Raw genomic sequence first — 26,513 nt, forward strand, 5'->3', positions numbered from 1 at the left:
TCAGTGAAAACTCAGCAGAGCCGGAACGGCGACGGCCTGGCCGCCGTCGTTCCGGCGACCGCCCCACCGCAGGTGATCAAGCGGCGGCGGAAGCCGTTGACGTGGGACAAGGTCAGTTTCTTTGCGGTATTCCTCGGACTGCCGCTGGCGATCTACCTGTTGTTCGTGATTTGGCCCTTTATCCAGGCTTTTGGCTACTCATTGACTGACTGGTCGGGCTTCTCGCCCAACCAGAACTTCATCGGCCTTGAGAACTACGCCAAGATCTTCACTGACGACATCTTCATGAAGGCCATGGGGAACAACATCCTCCTGGTCATCTTCCTCCCGATCATCACCATCATCCTGAGCCTGGTACTTGCGTCCCTGGTGACGGTTGGCGGCAGCAGCAAAGGCCAGATCAAGGGCCTGCGCAACTCCAGCTTCTACCGTGTGGTCTCGTTCTTCCCGTACACCATCCCCGCTATAGCGATCGGCATCATGTGGGGGCAGATCTACGATCCCTCGGGAGGGCTCCTTAACGGCATCCTCACCGGGGTGGGCCTGGACCAGTTCAAGGACTTCGCCTGGTTGGGCGATAAGAACACCGCCATGATTGCCACCATGTTCGTGATCGTCTGGGGCTTCGTGGGCTTCTACATGGTGCTGTTCGTGGCCGGCATCAAGGGCATCCCCGCCGAGCTTTTCGAAGCCGCGAGGATCGATGGCGCCGGTAGGTTCCGCACCGCTGTGTCCATCACCATCCCGCTGATCCGCGACAACATCCAGACGGCCTACATCTACATGGGCATCCTTGCATTGGATGCCTTCGTTTACATGGCCGCGCTGAACTCCGGCGGCGGTCCGGACAACTCCACGCTGGTGATGGCGCAGCAACTGTTCTTCACCGCCTTCAGCAAGGGGCAGTTCGGACTCGCAAGCGCCATGGGCGTTGTGCTTGCCATCGCGACGCTGATCTTCTCCGGTTTGGTCTTCGCGGTCAACAAGCTCACCGGCGGCGATAAGGATGTGAGCCTGTAATGAGTACCAAAGTTTCGACACCGGAAATGAAGTCACTGCACTTCCAACCGCGGACACCGGCAACCTCGACGGGCGACAAAGTGGTGGGAGCAGTCTCGCACACGGCTTTGACCATTTGGACACTCATCGTCATCCTGCCGCTCCTGTGGACGTTCATGTCCTCCTTCAAGACGTCCAGCGAGATCTTCGCATCACCGTTCTCCTTGCCGGCCGAATGGAAGCTGGACAACTACGTCAAAGCCTGGAGTGAAGCCGGGATCGGCAGTGCGTTCCTGAACTCGGTGATCGTTGTGGCCGTGGCTTTGGTGATCGTGATGGTTCTGGGCGCCATGTGTGCCTACGTCCTTGCCCGCTACACCTTCCCGGGCAGCAGGGCCATCTACTACCTGATGCTTGCCGGCCTGACCTTCCCGATCTTCCTGGCCATGGTGCCGTTGTTCTTCGTCCTGAAGAATATGGGCTTGCTGAACACCCTGCCCGGGCTGATCCTGGTCTACGTGGGCTTCGCGCTTCCGTTCACCGTGTTCTTCCTGTTCTCCTTCTTCAAGTCGCTGCCCCACGAAATCACCGAGGCGGCAGCCCTTGATGGAGCAGGGGAGTGGCGGACGTTCTTCCAGGTTATGTTGCCGATGGCCAAGCCGGGCCTCGCCTCGGTTGCCATCTTCAACTTCCTGGGCCTGTGGAACCAGTTCCTCATCCCGGTGTCCATCAACGCTGCCGGTCCGCGTGTCCTCTCCCAGGAACTCGCGGCCTTCGCCGGCCAGATGGGCTACGCGGTGGACTACGGTGCACTGTTTGCGGCCGTCAGCGTCACGGTCATCCCGGTGCTCATCGTCTACGTGATCTTCCAGCGCCAGCTGCAAGGTTCCGTTTCGCAAGGCACGTCCAAGTAATTCAACCAAGCCAAAAACAAACGTTCGACGGCGGTCCTCACCTTCCGGTGGGGGCCGCCGTCGGGCGTTAACTCTGAAAGACTGGAACGGATCAGTAGTCCAACGAAAGGCAGCAGCCCGTGATCTTCATTGTGGTTAAGTTCAACGTCAAGCCTGAGTGGTCCGAGCGTTGGCTGGACCTTGTGGCCGGCTTCACCGAAGCGACCCGCGCCGAGCCCGGCAACCTGTGGTTCGACTGGTCCCGCAGCGTGGAGAACCCGAATGAGTTCGTGCTGGTGGAAGCATTCCAGGACGACGCTGCCGAGGCACACGTCAACAGCGAACACTTCAAGAAGGCCATGGCGGACATGCCCCAGGCCCTGGTAGAGACTCCCCACATCATCAGCCGGCAGTTCGAAGGCAGCGGGTGGGACCGCATGGGCGAGCTGACCATCGACTAGGCGTACAAAGAGGTGCCCGGCTCATCGAGCCGGGCACCTCTTCGTTAACAGGGTCTAGAACATCCAGGGGATTTCTGCGTGGCCGAAGTCCGAGAATGAGCCGAAGCGGCCGGCCTTGAACGCGAGCACCTCGCCGTCCCGGTCCCGGCACGTGGTGACCTGGCCGAAGAAGACCTGGTGATCCCCGACGTCGTACTGCTGCACCACGCTGCAGTCCGCCTGGGCGAGGGCGCCCTTGATGACCGGAAGGCCGTTGTCGGTGATGTCGAAGTCGCCGTCGCCGAAGCGGTCGCCGCCACGGACAGCGAAACGCCGGGCCACCGACTCCTGCTTTGCGCCGAGGATGGAAACGGCGAACTTGCCGCTGCCCATCAGCGCCTCACCGGTCCGGGTGCCGAAGTTCAGGGAGATCATCAGGATGGGTGGTTCCAGGCTGATCGAGGTCAGCGAACTGATGGTCATCCCGTATTGCTCGCCCTCGTGTTGGGTGGTGACCACGGCGACGCCGGTGAGGAAGCGGCCCATGGCGCGGCGCATCCCCATGGCATCGGGGATGGTGAAGGCTGGTGCCAGGCTCATGTCAGTTGCTCCGCTCGGCTGGTACGGAATCCGTGTAGTACCGGACTTCGAACATCTTGGCGCCATTCTCGGAGACCCACGGCCCGTGTTCCATTCCGGGAGGACGGGTGGCCCAGTCGCCGGCCTTGAACGTCTTGCCCAGGCGCTGGTCCACGAAGGAGCCCTCGAAGATGAAGACTTCTTCCCAGAAATCGTGGGTCAGGACGCCGTTGGGGGAGGTGTCCGTGCCAGGCTCGAACTTGAGGATGCGGGTGACGCTGTCGTTGTCCGAATCCCGTGCCAGGATGGCCTCGGACAGGCCTTCGATGGGCGGGTTGCAGGGTGCGAAGTCCACCGATGAGACGGGGGTGAACTCGAATTCGGGCTTTGCCATGGTTAGATTCCTTCCGGTGCGGAGTCGATGCCGTAGGAACCGAGGAACGTGTCCAGCTCCGCCACCAAGGCGTCGTAGCCGTAGTTCCGGTAGGTGTAGGCGCCGCGAACCACGAAGGGCGCACCGGCATAGAACATCTCGTACTGCTGGTGGCGGCCGGCGAACTCGGAACCGATGATGTCCCAGGCGAGTTTGAAGAGTTTGACGCGCTCCTCGCTGCTGACGCCGGGGGACTGGACGTAGCGTTCCATGTCCGGCCGGGTCACGCTGCTGGTCATGTCGGCGACGCTGGAGGGCAACTGCAGGACGCCGCCGCCCACCAAGTCCCGAAGGATCGAAATCACTCGCGGGTACGTCTCGGACTGCAGGCCCATGGCCCCGTACAGTGCACTCTTTCCCGGGACCCTCATACCGGCGTCGTCCGTTGTGGCCGTGTACTCGGCAGCCAGTACGGCAGACTCTACGGACTGGACAATCGCGGCGAGTTCGCCGAGCTTCTCCTGAACCCCGGGGATTTTGTCCGTGCCGTTCACCTGCGTGACCTTGCGGGCCACGGAGGCAATGAACTTCAGCTTGGTGGAGAACCGGATCTGGGCCTGCCAGTTGCCCAGGGCGTGGGCGCCGGTGTCGAAGAACTGGCGGCGCAGGGTGTCGATGTTCCGGTTGATGAAGACGCGATCCCACGGGATGAGGACGTCGTCGAACACCACCAGGGCATCCGGCTCGTCGTAGTGGCTGGTCAGCGGGTAGTCGAAGTCGCTGGTGGCAGCCGGTGCGAAGGGGCGGCGGCAGTACAGCTTCAGGCCGTCAGTGGCAACCGGGATGGCGAAGCTGACGGCGAAGTCCACGTCGTCCGGGCCCAGCGGTTTGATGCAGGTGACGAAGACTTCATCAGCGATCGCGGCACCGGTGGCGAGCATCTGCGAACCGCGGACAATGATGCCCTCCTCGGTTTCACGGACGACGCCGACCTGCAGGTACTCGCCTTCCCAACCGGACGCTGTGGTTGCGCGGGAAACCTGCGGGGGAATGATCGCGTAGGACAGGTACAGGTTTTCGGCGAGGACCTTCTTGTAGTATCGCTCCACGTTGCCGGCGAAGTCGCGTTCCTCGTTCTTGAAGACGTCCGCGTGCGATCCGAAGGCGGCAAAGAAGGTGCCAACGTGGTCCGGGCTGCGGCCCACCCAGCCATGGGTGTGCTTGGCCCACTTCTCGATGGCCTCGCGTCGCAGCACCAGTTCTTCCTGGGTGCGGGGAGCAGCGAAGGTGCGGTTGGCCGGGCCGTCAATTTCTTCGGAGTGGAACTGCATGCCGTTGGCGGGATCGGCTGCGATGTCGAACAGCTCGGACATGGTGTGGGCAACCTTCGCGAAGGCCGGGTGTTCCAGGACGTTGCCGACCACCTCGCCGTCGAGGATCACTGTCCGGCCGTCGTTCAGGGACTTCAGGTACTCTTTTCCGGTCCTCATCAGAGTGAGCCTTTCTTGATTTTGTAGTTATGTTCAATGGTGGTCCCATTCGGGAAGGAGAGCTCCAACTTCCAGGAAGTTCCGTCAACAAACTTTCCGTTCAGCAGCGGCAGGGTTCCGCCGAGGCACATGAAGTCGGCTTCACCGATGTCCGTGCGGGCCAAAAGGCGTTCGACGACGTCCGCCGGCTTCCGCAGGCCGCTCAACGGGCCTTCCTGGTACAACTCGCCATCCACCCAGGAGCGTGCAGTGCACTGGTCAAGGTCGAGGTTCTCCAAGGATTCGACGGCGATCACCTCACCGGCGACCGGCTTGGGGCACGCTCGCTTGGAATCGCCGATGTCCGTGGCTTCGATGTCACGGTCGGTGTGGTCGGATCCGATGCCCAGGTAGAACTTCCCCTCGTGGCGGATGTAGAGGGGTTCGATCTCACCGGAGGTCAGGTTCTCCGACGCGTCATGCTCGCCCGAGGTCTCGAACAGGTCAGAGTCCATGCGGTAGAACATAGGCACTTCCGGCGGTGGTGCTACTCCGATGGCCGCCAGTTCATCGATGTGGTGTTGGACTGCTTCAGGATCACGGCCTGTGTAGCCGGCCACCACTCCGTGGAAATCCGTGAGAGTGATTGTTTTTTCCGTTCCCACCACCCTGAAAGTGAGTGGGACTTGCCTTGTTGTTTGCTGTGTTTGCATTTATTTTCCTCTAGACGGTCAAGGTGTCGTATGCGGCGAGGCGGTCGCCGATGACGGGAAATTCGGTGCGGACTGCGCTCACTTGCTGCGGGTCGATGTCCACCATGAGCACGGCTTCTCCGGAGTCCGCTTCGGCGATAACTTTGCCTGCGGGGTCCACCACCCTGCTGTGGCCGCCCAGCTCGGCACCTTCCTGGCTGCCGGCGGCGTTGCAGGCAATCACGAAGATCTGATGCTCCACGGCCCGTGCAGTGGTGAGCAGGCGCCAGTGTTCCCGCCGCGCTGCAGGCCAAGCTGCGGGGACGATGACGATCTCCGCACCCCGGGTGCTCAGCTCCATCCACAATCCGGGGAAGCGGAGGTCGTAGCAGGTGATGCCCGCAACGGCACCGAACGGCAGCTGGACGACAGGCAGTGATGACCCTGCCGTGAGCAGGCTCGCCTCCTTGGACTTGTAACCGAAGACGTGGACCTTCCGGTACGTGTGGACCACGCTGCCGTCCGGTCCCAGCAGGATGGAGGTGTTGCTGAGCCGGCCGTCCTCGTGGGCTTCGATGATGCTGCCGAGGTGGAGGTGGACGCCCAGGTCTGCGGCCACCCGTGCGCACATGGACACCGTGGGCCCGGTGAGTGTTTCCGCCAGGGCCTGGTATTCATCGAAATGGAAGTAGCCGGCGCTCCAAAGTTCGGGAAGGACTATCAGCTCGGCGCCCTTGATGCCCCGCAGGATGGCTTCGACGCGGTCGATCCGCTCTTCACGTGTTTCGGAGTCGGGGCTGGCTACCTGGACGAGTGCGATTTTCATGCTCGGTCCTCATCCAGGTCGCTGAGCCGCAGGCCCTTGGTTTCCTTGGCGAACATCACAGAGACCATGGAGATCAGGCCCATGGCGGCGAGGTAGATTCCGATCGCGTAACCGGTGCCGAAAGCGCTGTACAGGGCCAGGGCGATGATGGGGGACAACGAGCCGGCGATCAGCGAGGCAAGGTTGTAGGACACGGAGGTACCGCTGTAGCGCACATCGGTGGGGAAGAGCTCGGAGAAAAAGGCTCCGATGACCGAGCTGTACGCTGCGAAGATCAGCAGTCCACCCACTGCGGCGGCGATGATGCCCCACAGTTGCCCGGTGTTCAGCAGGAAGAAGAAGGCGAAAGCCCAGACCACGGTGGCAATGGAGGCGCCGATCAGGATTGGTTTGCGGCCGACTTTGTCCGCGTAAAGGGCCAGGATGGGAATGGCGACCACTGCCACGGCCTGGCCGATCATGACGGCGGTGAGGCCTGTCTGCCTCTGCAGCCCCATGATCTGGGTGACGTACGTGATGATGAACAGGGAGTAGATGTAGAAGCCTGCGTTCTCGCCCATGCGGCTGCCCGTGGCGATGAGGATTTCCCGCCAGTTGCGGCGGAAAAGGATGGCCAGCGGCATCTTGCGTTCCGGGCTGCCTTCGGCTTCGCGCTTCCGCTGTGCTTCCTTGAACAGCGGAGTCTCCTGGACGTAGAGCCGCAGGACGAGGCCAATGATTACCAGCAATGCAGACAATCCGAAGGCGATGCGCCAGCCCCAGGCCAGGAATTCGCTCTCCGGCATGGTGGCGGCCAGTATGGCCAGGACACCGGCTGCCATGAGGTTGCCGAGGGGCGGTCCCATGTTGGGCCAGGAGGCCCAGAAGGCGCGACGCGCACTTTCGTTGCTGTGTTCGGAGACGAGGAGGACCGCGCCGCCCCATTCGCCACCGAGGGCAAATCCTTGAATCAGGCGGAGGAGCAGGAGGAGCAGTGGAGCGGCCACGCCGATCGCAGCGTAGGAGGGAATGAAGGCGATGAGGGTGGTGGCTACGCCCATGAGCATGAGGCTGGCCACCAGGGTGGCGCGGCGTCCGTACTTGTCGCCGAGGTGCCCCAGGACGATTGCTCCGATAGGCCGGGCCAGGAAGCCCGCCGCAAACGTTCCGAGGGCCAGCATGGTGCCCACCAGGGGATCATCCGTGGGGAAAAAGAGTTTGTTGAATACCAGTGCAGCGGCAGTTCCGTAAAGAAAGAAGTCGTACCACTCGACGGCGGTACCGGCCAGGCTCGAAGCAGCCACGACGGGCAGGCTGGAATGCTTCTGCTGCCTCAGTTCTGCTTTCTTCAAATCGGTCATAGTGGGGATCCTTTTGCGGTTGGGACAGGGGGCTCTGGGGAAACAAGCCCGGGAGGTCCCAGGAAATTGAGGGGTTCCGTACGTGAGCGGAGTCACTGGGACACCGTCACTGAACAACACTGTAGACGGGCTGTATACAACCTGTCTATATTTATGGAAGAAGTTTCTTGGAGGTATTAGGGACGGCCCTGAATGCAACTCGTATACTGGGCTTCGCGAGAAAGGCTCTGCATGATCCAGATGACCCCAGCTGCACAATCGCAGCCGGAAGTGGCGTACCAGTGGATGAAAAGCTATATCGCGGCCCTTCCCCGCGACGAGGAAACATTCCTCAACGAGGGAGTCCTGGCCAAGACCACGGGCACCTCCCGCACCCCGGTACGCGAAGCCCTGCTCCGGCTCGAAGCCGAAGGATTCGTCAAGCGCATCCCGCACAAAGGCGCTTATGTCCCACCGATCTCGGACCCGGACGTCCGCGCCATTTTGCAGGCCAGGTCCGTGGTGGAGAAGTGGGCTGTCCAGTCGCTCGAATCCATGGCCGAAGCCCAAATCGACGCCTTCCAGGGCATCATCGACCAACAGCGCGAAGCGAAGAAGGATCCCTCGAGGTTCATCGAGTTGGATACCGAGTTCCACACACTGATGGTCCGTGCAGGTGGCAACCCCGTCCTCGCCGACTTCTACGCCTCGCTACGGCAAAAGCAACTGAGGATCGGCGTCAAAGCCGTCTCCCGGGGGACGGACCGCGCCGGCGATGTGCTCCGCGAGCATCAGCTCATAGTGGACGCCCTGCGCAGCCGGAGCCTCGACGCAGCGCACCAGGCCATCGATTCCCACCTGGAATCCACGCGACTGGCCGTCATCGGCTACTAGTCCTCGCTGTGCAGCTCCCGCTGGCGGGCGCTCAGCAGCTCAAACTCGGGCCGGGCAGCCACGAACCGTTCAACGGCGTCGAGCACTTGCCGAAGGTGGGCGTGATCCGGAGCCACCAGCGCCGCGCCGATCAGTGCGCGACGATGCTGGTCCTGGAAGCCGGTCTCTGCGGCCGAAACCTCGAAACGCCGTTTCAATTCCGCCACCAGGGGCCGCAGCAGCGAGCGCTTTTCCTTCAAGCTATGGACATCGCCCAAGAGGACGTCGAACTCGATCCAACCTATCCACATGGTTCATTATCACCGCAGGTCAGTGGGATGGAACTGCAAGGACTTGATGGAATCTTGAGGAAACGCAGCAAGGCACCTTGAGTTGGGGTTGGCAGTGTCTATGAGGTTGGCCCAAAAGGCCGATGGACTCATTCGCTGCTAGTTACCAGGACTGACATCGTGCCCTTAGCCCCTGCCCGAACCCGAACCAGACCCCATACCCGTTTCCGTGTCGCGGCGGTGACGCTCGCGTGCGCTGCCGCTTTGGCCCTGTCTGTGGCCACCATTCCGGCGGCAGTCGCAGCGCCCTCCCAGGGATCAACCCTGAAGGCATCGTCCAGTGTTTCTGCCCTCGCCGGGCAGTCGGAACAGGTACTGGTGGTCCCGGTGGCGTCGGGTCTGGAGCCCACACGGGTCAAGGGAACAATCGTGGTGTCCGGGAAGCCGGAGGGCACAGTCCGTGCAACGGTCAACGGCCGTGTTGTGCTGGAGACTGCCGCTGCTGCCAGCATTGCCCTCGATGCTGTTGTCAGCAGCGCCGACGTGCTGGACCAGCAACTGACCGTGGGCCTGCAGATCGTCCCCGCAACCCAGACCATGTGTGTGCTCTCCAACGCCACGGCAACCCTGAACAACATGGTGGTGGACTTCAGCGGGACCGCCAAGGCACCCACCACAGTGGGTGAGTTCTTCCCGGCGTCCGTGCCCGCCGTCGTTCTTCCCGTCCCGGCCGATCCGGGCTCCGATGTGTCGGCGGCCATCATGACTGCCTCGGCAGCGATGTCGCACCGTTACCCGGACGCCGCAGTCACTGTGGTTCCGGAAAGCGAACTTGCGGCGCGCGTGGCAAACCTGCCCGCGGGTAGCCGGATCCTCAGCGTCGTGGCCGACCAGGGCGAAGTTGGCACCAAGCTCACCACCACCGCCGGACTGCCGCAGCTGGTCCTTAGCGGCCACGAGGACCAGCTCCGTACCGCGGCCAGGGCCCTGGCCAGCGACAAGACCGCGCTCGCGGTGACACCCTCGGTCACCGGCCTGACCTCGGCGCTGCCCGCCGCGCAGGGCCTGACCCAGAGCATCAAGGACCTCGGGAGCACCACGCTCAAGCTCTCGGGCTATGGCACCCCGGAATCGTATGTTGGTGTCTCGCAGTCACAGTTCGGCGGGCCTGTATCCTCGGTGAAGGTCCAGCTCAAGGGAACCCACACGGCCGTGCCAAATAACGCCCAGGCGCAGCTTTCGGTCTTCTGGAACGACTACCTGCTCAGTTCCAGGAACCTCGACGGCGGCGACACCTTCAGTGTGGACGCTGAGGTTCCAGCCGGCCAGCTCCAGGCGAAGAACGGCTTGCGGATCCGGCTGGCGGCACTCCCCGCCGGCGGTGACTGCTCCGGACCGGCAGGCGTCATGCCCATGGAAGTCACAGTGGATACGGCGGGCAGCACCGTGACGGCTGTCCGCGGGGACTCCACCAAGGCCGGCTTCGCACGGTTCCCGCAGGTTTTGGGCCAGAGCGTTCCGGTAGCTTTCGGCGACGGGAACGCCCAGGCGAACACCCTCAACGCCGCCACCTTGATCGCTGCCCTCCAGCGGGACAGTGCCTCGCTGCTGGACACCCGGGTGGTGGGCGTCGATTCATTGGCCGGATCGAGTGAATCCGGGCTGGTGGTGGGTGCCACGGCAGAGGTGGCCAACAAGCTCTCAGCACCCCTGCGTTTGGCGGAGTTCCGCACGATCTCACCCGACGACGTCGAATATGGCGTGGGCGTGTCCGCCCCCTATGGCGTGCTGGAAGCTTTTGAACAGGGCGGCCGCAACCTGCTGTTGCTGGGTGCATGGGCCCCCGAAGGCGACGCCGCGGCAGCTGCCACGCTCCAAGGATCGCTTGCCGCGCATGTGGGCGGGGTTGAAGGCGGCTGGGGTTCCCTGTCCCGCAACCTCCTGGTGACGCAACCGTCCGGTACGCCGGTGTTGTTGGAGAGCAACGTCGTTGTTCCGCAGAAGGCTGTCACCGATGACTACCGTCCGTACGCCTGGTGGATCGGCGGAGCCGTACTGGTCCTCGGGCTCGCGTTTGCGCTGCGCACCCTGCTGGCCAGGAGGCGTGCCAAGGAAGCGCAGGCCTACGTGGATGCGGAGCTGAAATCTTCCGAACCGGGCCATGGCAGCTAGCCTCGCCACGCGTCGTGCCGGCCACCGGAAGGAGGCAGTGCCTGCGGCCCTGGGTTTGCTGGCCCGGGCATGGGAACGGCTCGACGCCCCGGTTGCCGGCCGCAAGGTTCCGGGGACCAGGATCGTCGCACTCCTGTCGGCCGTGGTCGGGTACCTCGCCTGCCTGTACACGATCGGGCACGGCACCAACCTGGACTATTCGGACGCCCAGAGCCATCTGACCATCGCACGCCGGATTTTCGACAGCAAGGCTCCGGGCTTCGAGCAGTTGGGAACGGTCTGGTTGCCCATGCCGCACCTGCTGCTTGCGCCATTCGTGGTGAACATGTGGTTGTTCAGCACAGGCTGGGCGGCCGGGCTCCTGGGAATCCTGGCCTTGTCAGCCACCACAACGGGCCTGTACCTGATTGCAGCCCGGCTGGGGTTGGGGCGGGCCGGCCGACTGGCCACCACTCTGGTTGTCCTGGCCAACCCCGCGGTCCTGTACGTCTACACCACGGCCCTCACCGAGCCCGTGCTGATCATGTGCATCGTGGGCGGCATGGCCGGCCTGGCGCATTGGGCAACCAGCCGTCGCCGCATGAGCGCCGGTGAACTCGCTGTCTTCGCCGGCATCCCGTCGGCGGCCGCCGTGCTCTCGAGGTACGAAGGCTGGGCGCTGGTCATGACCGGGACCCTGTTCGTGCTCATTGTCGCCAAACGCCGCACTGGCGCCTGGCGCGAGGCACTCATCATGGCTGGTGGTTACGTGATGATTCCCGCAGCCGCCGTGCTGTGGTGGATTTCCTACAACTGGGCCATCTACGGCAACCCGCTGGAGTTCATGTTCGGGCAATACTCCGCCTACGCCCAGCAGAAGAGCATCACCGACGGCGGCCTGTTGCCTACCAAGGGCAACCTGGGACTGACGCTGACTACTTTCCATTGGTCGCTGCTGGAGACAGCCGGCGTCCTGGTCCTCGCGATGGCGGCGTGCGGCGCCGTCGTGCTTGTCTTCAGGCGGGGATTCGCGAACGGCACCCTGCTGGTGGCGGTGACCGGCAGTGCTTACGCCTTTGCGTTGCTGAGCCTGTTCCTGGGCCAAACCGCGATCAACAACGACCATTCGTTGCCGTCCACGTGGTGGAACAACCGATTCGCACTGACGGCCTTGCCGCTGGTGGCGATCCTGGTGGCTGTGTTCGTCCAGGACATCACGCGGGCCCGGCGGTTCAGGCCTTTGGTGGTCGGTGCTTTGCTGGCAGGACTGGTGGGGCAGAACCTGTGGTGGAATGAGGACCCGACTGCTCGCCTGGCCGTTCTGGCAGAAGGCCGGATGTCCGCGGAATCCACCACCAATTCAACCGCTGCAGCGCGCTGGCTCAACGCCCATTATGAGTCCGGAGGAATCCTCATGGATGAAAGCGCCCGCGGCAATGCGATCCTCCCCGTCATGGGAATTCCCCTCAAGGAAATCTACAACCGCGCGTCCGGCGACTACTTTGCCCCTGCCCTGGAAGATCCGGCGAAGTACGCCAAGTGGGTCTTCGTTAATGTGGAGGCAGGCTCAGGTGCCCGCGATTCCGGTCCCACCGACCTGGTGTACCAGGCCATGGTGAAGGACCCCGGATTCAACGTGCGCTACTCAGTCGCTTTCTCCACGCCAACACACCGGATCTATGAAAGGTCCTCACACTGATGACACCTCCATCCCACGTTGCGGAGCAGCGGCTGAACCGGAAGTCGATCGGCCAGACACTGCTCGAAGCCGGGCTCGTGACCCCCGAGCAACTCCAGAGGGCACTTGACCGGGCCGCAGCTGAGGGTGGGCTGCTCGGCCGGCACCTGATCCTGGAAGCGGGGCTGGACCGCCGTCGGATTTATGAAGTGCTGGCCCAGCAGTGGCAGGCTCCCTTGGTTGACCTGGTGGCTGAACCGGCGGATGACGCACTCATGGAGATGCTCGGTTACAGCGAGCTCGGGGAACCGTTCTGGTTGCCCTGGCGGATGGAAGGCGATCTCCTCACCGTAGCCACCGCAGTGGCGCCCACGGACGCCATTGCGCATGAAGCAGCCTTGACGTTCGGGGCCGCCGCCGTCGAGTTCCGCACCACCACCGACTGGGACATCAACCAATCCATCCAGCGATCGTTCCGTCGGCACCTTCTCTATGAATCGGCTGAACGCCTCGCCGAAGAGCGTCCGGGGGAATCTGCGCGCACGGCCCTGACGCGGTGGCAGCGAATCCTGCCGGTGGTCCTCGTGGCAGGCATCGTGGCGGCGTTCGTGGTGTCCCCGCTGACCGCCGTCGTGGTGCTGCTTGCAGCGGCCAACATCGTGTTCCTGGTCAGCATCGGCTTCAAGTCACTGGCGAGCCTCCGCCGGCCCTTCGACACCCTTCATGAGGCCGCAGTGGCCAAGGCCAGGAACAGGGAACGGGCCAGCCGTGGACTCCCACCCCTGGCGGAAGAGCGGGTTCCTGACGCTGACCTGCCCATCTACACCATCCTGGTTCCGGTGTTCCGCGAGGCCAACATCATCGACAAACTTCTGGTCAACCTTGGGCAGTTGGACTACCCGCGCTCCAAGCTCGACGTCCTTGTGCTCCTGGAAGAGGACGACGCCGAAACCATCGCCGCCGCGAAAGCTTCCAGGCCGCCGGAGTACGTGCGCATCCTGATCGTGCCCAAGGGCGAGCCGCAAACCAAGCCCCGTGCCTGCAACTACGGGCTGACTTTTGCCCGCGGGGAGTACGTGGTGATCTACGACGCCGAGGACCGCCCGGATCCGGGCCAGTTGCGGGCATCCATCGCAGCGTTCAAGAAGGACGAGTTCGAGCGGCAACACCTCAACCCGGACCGCAAACCCCTCATCTGCGTCCAGGCCGCCTTGAACTATTTCAACGCAGACCAAAACGTCCTCACCCGCATGTTCACCATCGAATACACCCACTGGTTCGACTCCATGCTTCCTGGGCTGGACAACTCCGGGATTCCCCTGCCGTTGGGTGGCACCTCCAACCACTTCGTCACCTCCTTGCTCAAGGAAGTCGGCGCGTGGGACCCCTGGAACGTCACGGAAGACGCGGACTTGGGCCTCCGTGCTGCCGTGGAGGGATACAGGGTGGGCGTCATTGACTCCACCACGTGGGAGGAGGCCTGCTCGCAGGTCCCAGCCTGGATCAAGCAACGCACCCGGTGGATCAAGGGCTACATGGTGACCTCCGCCGTCAACACAAGGAACTCGCTGCGGTACATCAAGAGCACAGGGATCGCCGGCACCATCGGCTTCCTCGGCCTGATCCTGGGAACACCGCTGGCTTTCCTCGCCTACCCTCTGGTGGTCGGGTTCACCGTGGTCACGTACATCGGCTACGACATCGTTGGATTGGTACTGCCCCAATGGCTGCTGGTGGGTGGCGTGGTGTCCATGCTGTTCGGCAACGCCATGATGATCATCGTCTCCGGTATCGCCACGCTGCGGCGCCACGGCTGGCGGATAGCCATCTTCGCGTTGTTGAACCCTTTCTACTGGGTGCTGCACTCGGTGGCCGCCTGGCGGGCCGCGTGGCAGATGCTGACCAGTCCCCACAAGTGGGAGAAGACACCGCACGGCCTGGAAGCTGAATTCCACGACGACGGCCACTGGGCCGGGTGAGAATCCGCCCTGAACCCAGGGATCTTGAGCCAATCTTGAGGTAATGCCGCAGTGGGGTTGAGCGAGCCACATCACACTGGGCTCAAAGGCCGAAGCATTACCAGCTGAGGGGGTTGGGCGATGGTTCTCGATGCATTCTCTGTACGGGTTGCCTTGGGCGTGGTCACACTGACGCTCTTCGCGCTTTTCTGCGCATCTTTCTACCGAACCCGCTCACCCTACGCAGGCTGGTGGAGCATTGCCCTGCTGGAATTCATGGTGGGCAACGCGGCGTTCCTCCTCAACGGCACCACCCATCAGCAGTGGGCCAACCCGGCGGGGAACGTCCTGGTGGTAGCCGGCGCATTCAGCGTCTGGGCCGGAGCGAGGTCGTTGCGGGACCTCAAAACAGCGCCGTGGCAGCTGGCAGCGGGCCCCGGCATCACGGCCGTTGCCTCCCTGCTGGAGGAACCTGGAACCAACGTGTGGTCCGGGGGCTTCGTATATCTGGCCATGATGACAGCGGGCATCGCACTGGCGGCCCGGGACCTCTGGCTCATCAAGTCTTCCCACTCCCAGGCGCATAAGGCACTTTCGCTGGCCGCGGGCCTGCTGGCCCTGTACTACTTGGGCCGCTGGGCCGTCTACGCCATGGAAGGTCCCACCAGCGCTACTTTCCGCACATACTTTGGGCCCGCACCATCCGGGCTGGTCTCCATGGTCCTGCTGGTCACCGTGTCCTTCAGCATGACGGCACTGACCAGCGACCAGCTCATCAAGGGGCTTAAGGAACGGGCCACCCGGGACCACCTGACGGGCCTGCTGAACCGTGGAACCTTCCTGGACCTGGCCACTGGCGAACTCAAACGCTTGCGTGCCACCGAGTCCAACGTCGCGATTATCCTGGCGGACCTGGACCACTTCAAAGCCGTCAACGATGAGCATGGACACGGCACGGGGGACGTCGCCCTTAAAGCCTTCGCAGCTGCCTGCACTGCCTCTGCCAGGTCCACCGACCTCATAGCCCGTTACGGTGGCGAGGAATTCATCCTCTTCCTCCCGGGGGCCACCCAGGAACGGGCCGAGAACATCGCCGGCGAGATCAGTCGACGCATGGCCGCCACGGCCGTTCCCGAAGGTGTCACGTTTCCCACGATCAGTTATGGCGTCACGTCCAGCCCCAACGCTGCCGCGGACCTCAATTTCATGATCGAGGTAGCGGACGCGGCCCTGTACAGCGCCAAAGCACAAGGAAGAAACCGGATTGTCGGAGCAGACCGCCTGCAGGCGGCCGTTATCGCGGATGAGGCACGATCATGAATGAACTCACCACCAGGATCCAGATCCAGCACAACCACGAGTTGTCGGCTTTCAGGCAGGACATCACCAGCGCACCGTACCAAGAGGCGACAATTCCGTCCCTGAATGCCGGCCGCCGGTCAGTGCGGATGAGTCCCGTTCAGTCGGTCGAGGACGGAAACGCCAACCTGACCATAGTGGCCGACGTCGAAGGCCTCGCCCGGTTCACGGCGGACAAAGGTCTCAAGGGCAGTTGCATCACAGTGTCCATCGCAGGGCACCGCCGCAACACAGGCAGCCGGGTCCACCTGCCGCTGGCCGAATGCGACGCCTGGATCGAAGCCATCCTGGGCGGGTCCTGGATCACCCACGTTTACCGGGCAGGGTACAAGGCAGAACCGGACGGCCGGCTGGACATCGCCTCCTACCGCCTGTTCCTGGACGAGCGCAGGAATCCCGTTTCCAAACCACAGGCAGTTGCCGACACCACGTTGCGCCGCCTGGAAGAGTCGTGACCAGCATTTCGTCCGGCTCTCCAGCAGGCCTGGACCCCAGGATCGGCAGGCTGGAACGGCACATCCAGGCCCTGATGGAGGAACTGCACCAGGCTCGCTACGAACAGCGTCGGGACACCCTGACCGACGCCCTGACCGGGGTGGGCAATCGCCTGGCGTTGATCAACGCCTACAACGATGCACAGGCTGCCACGGCCCAAGGTGCCGCACCGCCAGCGCTGCTCCTCCTGAACCTGGACGGGTTCAAGGCACTGAAGAACTCCGCCGGCCATGCCGCCGCGGACCAGATCCTGGTGACGGTGGCCATGCGCATCAAGTCGGCCGTCCGCGATAACGACGTCGTCACCCGCCTGGGCGGCGACGAGTTCGCCGTGCTGTTGCCTGCCACCCCGCAAAGCCGGGCCACCGCCGTCGGGAACCGCATCCTTGCCGCCCTGGAACCAAACATCGACCTGGGAAACAACTCCGTCCGGTGCGGGGCGAGCATGGGCCTGCGGATCGCCGAAGCACACCACAGCGCCGAGGACCTCCTCCAGGAAGCCGACCTGGCCATGGAGGAATCGAAAAACGAGGGCCGGAACAAGCTCAAGGTGTTCGACCCGGGAACGCTGCACGCCCGGCAGCTTCAACGCCAGATCGTGGGGGAACTCCGCGACGCCATTCGTTCGGAGCAACTGGTCCTGTATTATCAGCCGATTGTGGAGCTTGCCACGGGACGGATCGAGGGAACCGAGGCATTGGTCCGCTGGAACCACCCCGAGCATGGCCTCATCATGCCGGACCAGTTCATTCCGGTAGCCGAAGCCACGGGCCTCATTGCTGAGCTGGGCCGCTGGGTCCTCCGGACGGCTGTGCGGCAACTGCGCGAGTGGCGGCAGGATCCGGCCACCGCGGGCCATGACTTTTCCATGCGGATCAACGTCTCCGCCGCAGACCTTCAAAGCCTTGAGTTCGTGGACGACGTCAGCGAGGCCCTGGCGGAGGAGTCCCTGGCTCCGGAGTCTTTGGTGCTTGAGCTAACGGAGAGCGCCATCATCCACAACAACGAACTGGACCGTTACACTTTGGCCAGCTTGCAGAGGCTGGGAGTGGGACTGGAAATCGACGATTTCGGCGCAGGCTATTCGTCCATGGGCTACCTCCGGAAACTTCCCGTGGACCGTGTGAAAGTGGACCGTCAGTTCGTGAAGGAACTGGGCAAGGACTCCACGCAGCTCGGCTTCCTTGCTGCCATCCAGCAGGTGATCCGCTCCTGCGGCCTCGACGGTATCTGGGAGGGTATTGAGACGGCCGAGCAGGCTGAAGCCCTTCTAAGCATTGGCTGCACCAGCGGCCAGGGCTACTACTTCGGCAAGCCGTTGCCGGAAGCCGAGTTCACGGCCCAGCTGGCCCGACAGGATGCCTGGCCGGCTTAAAGCAGCAACGCGGGGTCACTTACGGCCCATCCCGAGGGGATTTATGGGCCGTAAGTGACCCCGCGTTGCTTTAAGCGGAGAGGTCTTAGCCGAAGTACTTCGGCAGCGTACCTTCGTGTGCTTCGCTGAGGGCGTCCAGGGAGAGCTCGTCCACCCCGTTGATCTCCAGCTTTCCACCGGCAGCGTCAACGACGCCGATCCGGATGTGGGCGAAGCCGCGTGCCGTGCACATGTCCTTGAAGCGGACTTCCTCCGAACGCGGCACCGAAACGATGGCGCGGGCCTGGGATTCGGAGAAGAGGGCCGTGAACAGGTCCACGCCGTCACGCTCCATCAGTTCCTCAAGGGCAATGCGGGCGCCAACACCGTAGCGCAGCGAGGACTCAACCAAGGCAGCCGCGAGGCCTCCCTCGGAGAGGTCGTGGGCAGCGTCAACCATGCCATCGCGGGAAGCGTTGATCAGGATCTGGCCCAATTCACGCTCGGCAGCAAGATCGACCTTCGGCGGCAGGCCACCGAGGTGCCCGCGCAGGTTGGACCATTCCGAACCATCCAGCTCTGCTGCGGTGGTGCCCAGCAGGTAGATGGCCTGGCCGTCCTCGCGCCAGCCCGACGGCGTGCGGCGGGCGACGTCGTCGAGCTTGCCCAGGACTGCCACCACAGGGGAGGGGTGGATGGGCGTGGTGCCCGTCTGGTTGTAGAGCGAGACGTTGCCACCGGTGACGGGGATGCCGAGCTCCATGCAGGCGTCGGAAAGGCCACGGATGGCTTCTGCGAGCTGCCACATGACGTCCGGGTCCTCGGGGGAACCGAAGTTCAGGCAGTCGCTGACGGCCATCGGAACGGCGCCGGAGGTAGCAACGTTGCGGTAGGCCTCGGCCAGTGCCAGCTGTGCACCCTGGTACGGCTCGAGGTAGGTGTAGCGGCCGTTGGCGTCGGTGGCCAGGGCAACGCCCAGGCCGGTTTCCTCGTCAACGCGGACCACGCCGGCATCGTCCGGGAACGCCATGGCAGTGTTGCCGCCGACGTAGCGGTCGTACTGCTTGGTGATCCAGGACTTGCTGCACATGTTCGGCGATGCGATGAGCTCGGTGACGGCTGCAGCCAGCTCGGACGGAGCCGACGGGCGGCCGGCGTCCTCGACGGAGCCGGTGAAGGTGTTGGCCTGGACCGAGTCCTGCCACTCCGGGCGGGCGAACGGACGGTCGTAGACCGGGCCGTCGTGCGCAACGGTGCGGGGATCGACGTCGACGATTACTTCGCCTTCCCAGGTGATGATGAGGCGACCGGTGTCGGTGACCTCACCCAACCAGGAGTACTCCACGGCCCACTTGTCCATCACAGCTTCGAACGCTTCGATGTTTTCCGGGGTGACCACGGCCATCATGCGTTCCTGCGACTCGGACATGAGGATCTCGCCCGGGGTCAGCGTGGGATCGCGGAGCAGGACGGAGGTCAGTTCAACTTCCATGCCGCCGTCGCCATTGGAAGCGAGCTCGGACGTGGCGCAGGAAATGCCTGCGGCGCCCAGGTCCTGGATACCTTCAACCAGTGAGCCCTTGAAGAGCTCCAGGCAGCACTCGATCAGGACCTTCTCAGCGAAGGGGTCGCCCACCTGGACGGCGGGACGCTTGGACGGCTTGGTATCGTCGAAGGACTCCGAGGCGAGCACCGACGCGCCGCCGATGCCGTCGCCACCCGTGCGGGCACCGAACAGGACAACCTTGTTGCCCTTGCCGGAGGCGTTGGCCAGGCGGATGTCCTCGTGGCGCATGACGCCCACGGCCAGTGCGTTCACCAGCGGGTTGCCCTGGTAGACGGAGTCGAACACCATTTCGCCGCCGATGTTCGGCAGGCCCAGGCAGTTGCCGTAGCCGCCGATGCCGGCAACGGCACCGTGCATGACGCGCGCGGTGTCCGGGTGGTCGATCGCGCCGAAACGAAGCGGGTCCATCACGGCGACCGGGCGGGCGCCCATGGAGATGATGTCGCGGACAATACCGCCGATGCCGGTTGCGGCACCCTGGTAAGGCTCAACGAACGACGGCGAGTTGTGGGACTCGATCTTGAAGGTCACGGCCCAGCCGTCCCCAAGGTTGGTGACGCCGGCGTTTTCGCCGATGCCCACCAGCATGTCCTTCTTCATTTCCTCGGTGACCTTTTCGCCGAACTGGCGAAGGTGGTTCTTGGAGGATTTGTAGGAGCAGTGCTCGCTCCACATGACGGAGTACATGGCCAGCTCGGCGCCGGTGGGGCGACGGCCAAGGACCTTCACGATCTCGTCGAATTCGTTCTGCTTCAAGCCCAGTTCGGACCACGGAAGTTCCGTGTCCGGGGTCTTGGCAGCGTGCTCAACGGTGTCGATGTTGAACTTCTTGGTGGTTTCCGTGGTCACTTGTCGCCTCCCACAATCTTGGTCAGTACGGAGGTGAAGAATCCGAGGCCGTCGGTGTCGCGGGGAGCGCCGGCGGAGCCGGACAAACCAGCCTCGGGTCCGAAACCGGCCTCAACAGCGTGCTCGGGGTGCGGCATGAGGCCCACCACGTTGCCGGCGGCGTTGGAGATGCCGGCGATGTCGCGGCGGGAGCCGTTCGGGTTGAAGCCAACGTAGCGGAACACCACGCGGCCTTCGGCCTCAAGGGCGTCCAGGGTCTTCTCGTCCGCGATGTACTGGCCGTCCTGGTTCTTCAAAGGCACGATGATTTCCTGGCCATCGGTGTAATCCACAGTCCAGGCAGTGTTGGCGTTTTCCACGCGCAGCGTCTGGTCGCGGCAGATGAACTTCAGGTGGTCGTTCTTGATCATCGAACCGGGCAGCAGGTGCGACTCGGTGAGGATCTGGAAACCGTTGCAGATACCCAAAACCGGAAGTTTCGCCTCGGAGTTGGCAGCATCGATGATCTTGGTCATCAGCGGCGCGAAACGCGAGATGGCGCCTGCACGGAGGTAGTCGCCGTAGGAGAATCCGCCGGGGATGATGACAGCGTCAACGTCGCCCAGTTCGGAGTCGGCGTGCCAGAGCGGAACCGCCGTGGCGCCGGCGAGCCGTACTGCGCGAGCGGCGTCGCGGTCGTCCAGGGTGCCGGGGAAGGTGACGACGCCAACCTTGGCGCCTGCGAGCCTGGGCTCGGCGGCGACGGCTACAGCCTCGCCAATCAGGGGGATCGACGTCATATCAGGCCTCGACGACCTCGACGTTGACGACATCCTCGATCACCGGGTTGGACAGGAGGGTCTCGGCAGCTTCGCGGGCCTGGGCCAGGATAGCGTCGGTCACCTCGCCGTCGACCGTCAGTTCGAAGCGCTTGCCTTGGCGGACTGCGCTGAAGCTGTTGAAGCCGAGGCGGGGCAGGGCACCCACAATGGCCTTCCCCTGGGGGTCCAGAATCTCGGGCTTGGGCATGACGTCAACGACGATCCGGGGCATCCGGTAACTCCTGTGCGGTGAGTTGGGTGAACCTTAAATAAGGCTGCCGCGGAGGTGCCGTCTCACGCCGTTCAGCCGCATTCAAACAGCGTCTAGAACACAGGGTTAAACACGGTTGTGAACTGCAATGTTTGAACGGCATGGGGGGCGCTCCGCGAGCTTGCACACCTATTCTACCGGGAGCGGCGCACATACCCTATTCAGCCCGTTTCCGCGAGGACCCCCCGCCGTCACGGCGGAAAATGCCCCGTTTGAGGGCCCGACGGCGGCACCGCCAAGCCCCGACGGTCGCCGCTGCCAAGCCCCGGCGGCCGCCGCTGCCAGGGTTCGACGGCGGCGCTGGCCGCGGGTGGCTTGCGTCACTAGGATTGCCGCATGGCTGAGAAACCGAAATCGATGGTGCTGGGCGTTGTGGCTGCGGCCGTTTTTGCCGGGCTTGGCCGGATGGTCATCCAAAAGATCCTGTCCGACAGGGCTGCGCGGGAGCGGCACCTCACGGCACCGCTGGACCAGGAAACGCGGGCAAAGATCAGCGAAGCACTGCGGACACCCCGCAATTAGCCGGCTAATAGCGCACGCACAAATGCGCTAATGATTCGGGTTCAACCATGTGATTCCGGCGTAGCTTGGAGGTACACGCGGGGTTCGCCCCCGTACCATTCAGGATCCAGCCAGGAGGAACAATGACCGAACACATTGCCGAAGTATCCGCCTGTAGCGTGGGCAGCTGTGGCTTCAACCACGACGGCTGCACCGCATTTGGAATCACCATTGGTGGCACCCAGGATCACGCCTCCTGCGCCACGTTCATCGACACCAATGCGATGGGCGGCCTTCCCAAGGTCCTTGCCCATGTGGGTGCGTGCCAGCGGTCCGAGTGCGTCCACAACAACAACCTCATGTGCGAGGCACACGACGTAAGAGTAGGGCCCGGCCGTGAAGCGGCTGACTGCCTGACCTACGAGCACGCCTGACCGTTACCGCGAAAGCGGGCCTGACCTCAGCGGAGGTCAGGCCCGTTTTTACGTTGCCGCTTCGTGCCCCTGGCCGGCAACCTGGTTCGTCAAAGGTTTGCCATCCTTGAGTGCAGTGACATTGCCAACGACCAATTGGGATGAGCCCTTGGGGCGGTTGCCAGCCACGTGCGGGGTGATGATCAGGTTCGGCGCAGCCCACAGCTCCGACCACGCCGGGAGTGGCTCCTGCTTGGTGACGTCCAAGGCTGCCACACGGAGCCGTCCCTCCTGCAGGGCGGCCAGCAGTGCGTCTTCGTCGACGGTGGCGCCGCGGCCCACATTGACGAAAACGGCCCTGGCGGGAAGGTGCCGGAGGATGTCGTCGTTCAGGGCATCGGTGGTGTCGGGGGTGGCGGGAAGGATGGAGATCAGCACGTCGGTGGTGCCCAGGACGTGGGGGAGTTCCTCTGTTGAGACCACCGGGAAGCCGTAGCGCTCACCTTTGGAGTTGGCCACGCCTGTGACCTTCGCACCCAGGGCGGCCAGCAGGGGAGCGAGCCGTCCGGCGATCGATCCGAAGCCCCAGATGGTGACGCTGGCGCCGTCGAGCGTGTAAAGCTGTTCGGTCGCGGGATCGGACTGCGCGGCGTTGAACTCCGTGTTCCAGGTGGTGTTCCGTTGGGCTTCCTGCAGGACGTCCAGGCGCCGGACCGCTGCAAGAACCAGCGCCAGCGCGTGCTCGGCGACGGGACCGTCGTGCAGCGAGCGGCCGGAGGTGATGGCCACGTGCTGGGCGAATTCGGCCGCCAGAACGGAATCGGGCCCGGCGGCCAGTGTCTGGACCAGCTTGAGGTTTGGCATTCCGTGGGCTGCGTCCGCCAGGTTTTCCGCGGTGTTGCGCCACGCAATGAGGACCTCGGCATCGCGGTGATCGCCGGGAATGGGCTGGTCCACGGCGTAGGTGGCTATCTCGTCCCCGGCCTCGGTGAGCTCGGTGAGGTCCAGTTCGATGGTGTCCGGGGCAAGGATCTTCACGGCAACTCCAAGGTCGTGGGGGTGGGTGGTTCTTTCTCGAGGCTACCGCCTGGCCTCCCCGGGGCACCGAATCCACCTTAATGCTGGCTATGTGACCCAGAACACCCTATGGTGGTAGGACGTTCGACGTAGCACGTAGCATCCACTCGAAAGGACCTCGATTTGAGATCACCATCGCCCGCCCATATCGCAGTTACCGGCATGCTGAGCCTGGGCCTTCTGGCCGGGTTGGCCCTACCCGCCACCGCCGCACCCATCCCACCGGCGAACCCCACAGCCGCCCCAGGCACCTTCGCCGAGGCCAACCTCGGCGCGGACCGCACGGCCGCCAACTTCTTCTACCGGATCCCCGCCCTGACGTACCTGGGCAACAACGTGGTCCTTGCCGCGTGGGATGGTCGCCCCGGATCGGCCACGGATGCTCCGAATCCGAACTCGATAGTGCAGCGCCGCAGCACCGATGGCGGGCAAACGTGGGGGCCCGTCACGACCATTGCCGCCGGACATGTTGCCGACTCCAGCGGTCCCAAATACGGATACAGCGACCCCTCGTATGTCTACGACGCCGAGGCCGGCAAAGTCTTCGCATTCTTCGTGTACTCCAAAGACCAAGGTTTCGGTGGAAGCCAGTTCGGAAACGATGACAACGACCGGAACGTCATTTCATCCGCCGTCATCGAATCCTCCGACGGCGGCCTCAACTGGAGCCAGCCGCGGCTCATCACCAGTGTCACCAAGCCCGGAGCCAGCAAGACCAGCCCCGCGGCAGGCGATGTGCGGTCCAACTTCGCATCCTCCGGCGAAGGCATCCAGCTCAAATATGGCCAGTACAAAGGCCGCTTGATCCAGCAATATGCCGGAGACGTCCGCCAGGCTGACGGAACCAACAAAATCCAGGCCTACTCGGTCTACTCCGATGACCACGGGGCTACGTGGAAGAAAGGCGCCAACACCGGCGACCGGATGGACGAAAACAAAACCGTTGAACTCTCCGACGGCCGCGTACTCCTGAACTCCCGCGATAACGCCAACCAGGGGTACCGCAAGGTGGCCATCTCCACGGACGGCGGGGCAACGTACGGTCCCGTCACGCAGGACACTGAACTCCCGGACCCGGCCAACAACGGCTCCATATCGCGGATGTTCCCGGACGCCGCCCAGGGCTCTGCCGACGCCAAAAAGCTGATCTTCACCAACGCCAACTCCAAGACCGGCCGCGAAAATGTCTCCGCGCGCGTCTCCTGCGACGACGGCGCCACCTGGCCGGGCGTCCGCACCATCCGTTCCGGATTCTCGGCTTACTCCACTGTCACCCGGATGGCCGCGGGCACGTTCGGAGTCCTCTACGAAGGCAACTACACGGACAACATGCCGTTCGCTAAGTTCGACGACGCGTGGTTGAACTATGCCTGCGCTCCGTTGTCAGTTCCTGCCGTCACCACCGCTTCGGGGACCACCCAGCAAGTTCCAGTGACCGTCACCAATCAGGAAGCCTCCACGCTGTCCGGTGCCAATGCCACCATTTACACTCCCAGTGGCTGGTCAGCTGCCACGTTGCCGGTTCCGGATGTCGCCCCAGGTTCCTCGGTGACCGTCAACGTGCCGCTCACCGCACCGGCGAATGCCAGCGGACCGCAGAACCTCAACGCGGCATTCACGACGACGGATGGCCGGGTTTCGCAGTTCACCTTCACCGCAACCGTCCCCGTGGCCCCGCAGGTGGGCTTGACAATCACCGGAACGGCACCCAGCCGCGATGTCGTCGCCAGCCCGTACCAAGTGGGGGAAGCGCTCAACTACTCCTTCAACATCAAGAGCACTGCCAACGTCACGGCCAACTCGGTACCCCTTTCCGGGACATTCGACTCCGGCTTCCTGCCGCCGTCGGCCCCCAACTGCCGGTACAACAACCTGGCCGCAGGCGCCAGCTACAACTGCACCACCGCCAAGCATGTCATCACGGCAGCCGACGTCCAGCGCGGCTACTTCGTGCCGGAAGCGAGCTTCAGCATCACGGCCAGCACGACGCCGTCGCTCACCAAAATAGTGCCGTTCACAGGCGCTGCAGTAGCCTTGCGCGACGGCTTGCTGACGGCAGACATCAGCGGGGCGCGTGCCGACGTCGGGCGTGATCTTGCCACCCAGCCGTACGCGGCCGGCGATCTTGTCCCCTATACCTTCACGGTAAAGAACACGAGTCCGCTGGTGGAGAAAGTGGTTCCCACCGCAGGCAACTTCAGCCCGTTCCTCCCGGAAGGGCCGGGCAACTGCCGCTACAGCGTCCTGCCGGCCGATCAGGGCTACCAATGCACCACTCCGCGCCACACTGTGACCGCTGAAGAAGCCGAACAGGGATTCTTCACCCCGAAGACCACATGGGAAGTCAGTTCGGCGGGCCAAAGCACCAAGACCATGGTGGTGGACGGCGGCGAAGTGGATCTCAAGGTTCGTGAACCGAAGCTTGAGGCGACCGTCTCGGCAACATGGGAAGACGCCGACGGTGACCGGTTCGCCAGTGCCGGTGATCCTGTCATGTACACGTTCACCGTGGGCAACGCCGGCAATGTAGCGGTGACCGGCTTGGAAGCGCCCGACGCCGGTATCTCTGCAGCCGCCCTTGCTGCCGGTGAGTCCGTGACCGCCACCCGTGAGCATGTGCTGACGGCGGCGGACCTCGCTGCCGGCAGCCTGGGCGCGATCTCTTTTGAGGCGACGGCCCGCAACGGAGCCCTGGAAGCGGCAACGTCGGCATCGGGTGATCCCCTCGAGCTGAAGGTTCAGCCGGCAAAGCCTGAGAGCACTCCCGAACTCAAGGTCCAAGAGCTGGGTGCGCCGCCGACCGATTTGGGCACGGCGGACAAGTACCGCACTGGCCAGAAGGTTGTGCTGAAGGGCCTCGAATATGGGGACTGGTATTACGTCTACCTCAACAAGAAGAGCTACCGGGTTGGTTGGATCTTCCCCACGACGGACAACACTGTTGAGTTCATCCTGCCCTCGGATGTGCAGAACGGGCGGGACGACGTGGTGGTCCTGGACAAGCACGGCGTCCAGGTTTCTTTTGACCGGCTGCAGGTCACACCCAAGGGCTGACGTTCCCCGACAGGCTCAGGCAACGGACTGCAGGAGATTCCTGCAGTCCGTTGTGTTTGTTGTGTGACGGATTAACTCTTGCGTGACAAGACAAATTTCCCGAAATGTGCTGTATGTCATATTCGCCTATCACTAGGTACTCTGTGACTCGACTGGTTGCGCGTGTTTGACAAGAACTGTCAAAGGTTCAACCAACTCATAGGTGACAGGCCCCGGCGATGGAGCCCGGGCCT

24 protein-coding genes are annotated in these 26,513 nt (G+C 63.5%); 13 read left to right on the top strand and 11 right to left on the bottom strand.

Translation table 11 applies throughout. The features are described 5' to 3' along the window. Positions 1-3 precede the first annotated feature (3 nt). The 3 genes from QRM57_RS01295 (at position 4) to QRM57_RS01305 (ending at position 2,353) form a co-directional block, all read left to right on the top strand. Positions 4-1,020 (top strand): carbohydrate ABC transporter permease, encoded by a 1,017-nt coding sequence (locus QRM57_RS01295; RefSeq protein WP_235521276.1) that lies wholly within the window; start codon positions 4-6, stop codon positions 1,018-1,020. After that, complete coding sequence (locus tag QRM57_RS01300) at positions 1,020-1,913, top strand: carbohydrate ABC transporter permease (protein WP_235521274.1); 894 nt, start codon at positions 1,020-1,022, stop codon at positions 1,911-1,913. Before QRM57_RS01295 ends, QRM57_RS01300 begins: the two co-directional genes overlap by 1 nt. A 119-nt stretch (positions 1,914-2,032) precedes the next feature. Beyond that, positions 2,033-2,353, top strand: a complete 321-nt coding sequence (locus QRM57_RS01305) for a putative quinol monooxygenase (protein ID WP_284985259.1) — start codon at positions 2,033-2,035, stop codon at positions 2,351-2,353. A gap of 54 nt (positions 2,354-2,407) precedes the next feature. Here QRM57_RS01305 and QRM57_RS01310 read toward each other — a convergent pair whose 3' ends face one another. From QRM57_RS01310 to QRM57_RS01335, 6 genes are read right to left on the bottom strand one after another with little or no spacing between them, the layout of a single operon-like run. Further along, complete coding sequence (locus tag QRM57_RS01310) at positions 2,408-2,932, bottom strand: flavin reductase family protein (protein WP_284985260.1); 525 nt, start codon at positions 2,930-2,932, stop codon at positions 2,408-2,410. 1 nt (position 2,933) lies between these two features. After that, positions 2,934-3,305, bottom strand: a complete 372-nt coding sequence (locus QRM57_RS01315) for a cupin domain-containing protein (RefSeq protein ID WP_284985261.1) — start codon at positions 3,303-3,305, stop codon at positions 2,934-2,936. 2 nt (positions 3,306-3,307) lie between these two features. Continuing rightward, positions 3,308-4,774 carry a 4-hydroxyphenylacetate 3-hydroxylase family protein gene (locus QRM57_RS01320; RefSeq protein ID WP_284985262.1) on the bottom strand — a complete coding sequence of 489 codons (1,467 nt, stop codon included), beginning with the start codon at positions 4,772-4,774 and terminating at the stop codon, positions 3,308-3,310. Beyond that, a complete protein-coding gene (locus QRM57_RS01325; RefSeq protein WP_284985263.1) occupies positions 4,774-5,466 on the bottom strand; it encodes a DUF2848 family protein in 693 nt (230 codons plus the stop codon). The genes QRM57_RS01320 and QRM57_RS01325 overlap by 1 nt, the downstream gene beginning before the upstream one ends. A 10-nt stretch (positions 5,467-5,476) precedes the next feature. Further along, a complete protein-coding gene (locus QRM57_RS01330; RefSeq protein ID WP_284985265.1) occupies positions 5,477-6,271 on the bottom strand; it encodes a carbon-nitrogen family hydrolase in 795 nt (264 codons plus the stop codon). Beyond that, a complete protein-coding gene (locus QRM57_RS01335; RefSeq protein ID WP_284985266.1) occupies positions 6,268-7,611 on the bottom strand; it encodes an MFS transporter in 1,344 nt (447 codons plus the stop codon). The genes QRM57_RS01330 and QRM57_RS01335 overlap by 4 nt, the downstream gene beginning before the upstream one ends. A 231-nt stretch (positions 7,612-7,842) precedes the next feature. On the opposite strand from QRM57_RS01335, the gene QRM57_RS01340 reads away from it, so the two are divergent. Continuing rightward, positions 7,843-8,484: a GntR family transcriptional regulator gene (locus QRM57_RS01340; RefSeq protein ID WP_284985267.1), complete on the top strand. Its 642-nt coding sequence runs from the start codon at positions 7,843-7,845 to the stop codon at positions 8,482-8,484. Here QRM57_RS01340 and QRM57_RS01345 read toward each other — a convergent pair. After that, entirely contained in the window at positions 8,481-8,774 is a 294-nt protein-coding gene (locus QRM57_RS01345; RefSeq protein ID WP_284985268.1) for a DUF503 domain-containing protein, read from the bottom strand. The genes QRM57_RS01340 and QRM57_RS01345 overlap by 4 nt on opposite strands. Positions 8,775-8,993: 219 nt before the next feature. Between QRM57_RS01345 and QRM57_RS01350 the strand changes: the two genes are divergently transcribed. From QRM57_RS01350 to QRM57_RS01375, 6 genes are all read left to right on the top strand, one after another. Continuing rightward, positions 8,994-10,925: a cellulose biosynthesis cyclic di-GMP-binding regulatory protein BcsB gene (locus QRM57_RS01350; protein ID WP_284985270.1), complete on the top strand. Its 1,932-nt coding sequence runs from the start codon at positions 8,994-8,996 to the stop codon at positions 10,923-10,925. Next, positions 10,915-12,603 carry an ArnT family glycosyltransferase gene (locus QRM57_RS01355; RefSeq protein ID WP_284985271.1) on the top strand — a complete coding sequence of 563 codons (1,689 nt, stop codon included), beginning with the start codon at positions 10,915-10,917 and terminating at the stop codon, positions 12,601-12,603. The genes QRM57_RS01350 and QRM57_RS01355 overlap by 11 nt, the downstream gene beginning before the upstream one ends. Continuing rightward, complete coding sequence (locus tag QRM57_RS01360; protein WP_284985273.1) at positions 12,603-14,561, top strand: glycosyltransferase; 1,959 nt, start codon at positions 12,603-12,605, stop codon at positions 14,559-14,561. Before QRM57_RS01355 ends, QRM57_RS01360 begins: the two co-directional genes overlap by 1 nt. Before the next feature lie 120 nt (positions 14,562-14,681). Continuing rightward, positions 14,682-15,860 carry a GGDEF domain-containing protein gene (locus tag QRM57_RS01365; protein WP_284985274.1) on the top strand — a complete coding sequence of 393 codons (1,179 nt, stop codon included), beginning with the start codon at positions 14,682-14,684 and terminating at the stop codon, positions 15,858-15,860. After that, entirely contained in the window at positions 15,857-16,354 is a 498-nt protein-coding gene (locus QRM57_RS01370; RefSeq protein ID WP_284985275.1) for a hypothetical protein, read from the top strand. Before QRM57_RS01365 ends, QRM57_RS01370 begins: the two co-directional genes overlap by 4 nt. Beyond that, positions 16,351-17,769, top strand: coding sequence for a putative bifunctional diguanylate cyclase/phosphodiesterase (locus QRM57_RS01375; RefSeq protein WP_284985276.1), 1,419 nt, complete (start codon positions 16,351-16,353; stop codon positions 17,767-17,769). The genes QRM57_RS01370 and QRM57_RS01375 overlap by 4 nt, the downstream gene beginning before the upstream one ends. An 85-nt stretch (positions 17,770-17,854) precedes the next feature. Here the strand turns inward: QRM57_RS01375 and purL are convergent, their stop codons facing one another. Genes purL through purS form a run of 3 tightly spaced genes read right to left on the bottom strand, consistent with a single transcriptional unit; the run spans position 17,855 to position 21,196 of the window. Then, positions 17,855-20,164 (bottom strand): phosphoribosylformylglycinamidine synthase subunit PurL, encoded by a 2,310-nt coding sequence (purL, locus tag QRM57_RS01380; protein ID WP_257370524.1) that lies wholly within the window; start codon positions 20,162-20,164, stop codon positions 17,855-17,857. Further along, the gene (purQ, locus tag QRM57_RS01385) at positions 20,161-20,943 is read right to left on the bottom strand and encodes a phosphoribosylformylglycinamidine synthase subunit PurQ (protein WP_257370523.1); all 783 of its coding nucleotides are present in this window, start codon (positions 20,941-20,943) and stop codon (positions 20,161-20,163) included. Before purQ ends, purL begins: the two co-directional genes overlap by 4 nt. Position 20,944: 1 nt before the next feature. Next, a complete protein-coding gene (gene purS, locus QRM57_RS01390) occupies positions 20,945-21,196 on the bottom strand; it encodes a phosphoribosylformylglycinamidine synthase subunit PurS (RefSeq protein WP_011773385.1) in 252 nt (83 codons plus the stop codon). A 375-nt stretch (positions 21,197-21,571) separates the two neighbouring features. Here purS and QRM57_RS01395 point away from each other — a divergent pair, with 375 nt between their 5' ends. Continuing rightward, positions 21,572-21,757, top strand: a complete 186-nt coding sequence (locus tag QRM57_RS01395) for a hypothetical protein (protein ID WP_235521253.1) — start codon at positions 21,572-21,574, stop codon at positions 21,755-21,757. A 122-nt stretch (positions 21,758-21,879) separates the two neighbouring features. Beyond that, positions 21,880-22,170: a DUF1540 domain-containing protein gene (locus QRM57_RS01400; RefSeq protein ID WP_211713976.1), complete on the top strand. Its 291-nt coding sequence runs from the start codon at positions 21,880-21,882 to the stop codon at positions 22,168-22,170. A 48-nt stretch (positions 22,171-22,218) separates the two neighbouring features. On the opposite strand, the gene QRM57_RS01405 is transcribed toward QRM57_RS01400, so the two are convergent. Beyond that, positions 22,219-23,187 (bottom strand): NAD(P)-dependent oxidoreductase, encoded by a 969-nt coding sequence (locus QRM57_RS01405; protein WP_284985278.1) that lies wholly within the window; start codon positions 23,185-23,187, stop codon positions 22,219-22,221. A gap of 201 nt (positions 23,188-23,388) precedes the next feature. Between QRM57_RS01405 and QRM57_RS01410 the strand changes: the two genes are divergently transcribed. Beyond that, on the top strand, positions 23,389-26,280 hold the full coding sequence (locus QRM57_RS01410; protein ID WP_284985525.1) for an exo-alpha-sialidase: 2,892 nt from the start codon (positions 23,389-23,391) through the stop codon (positions 26,278-26,280). Positions 26,281-26,513 lie beyond the last annotated feature (233 nt).

The organism is Arthrobacter sp. fls2-241-R2A-172 (assembly GCF_030208885.1).
Classification (GTDB): domain Bacteria; phylum Actinomycetota; class Actinomycetes; order Actinomycetales; family Micrococcaceae; genus Arthrobacter.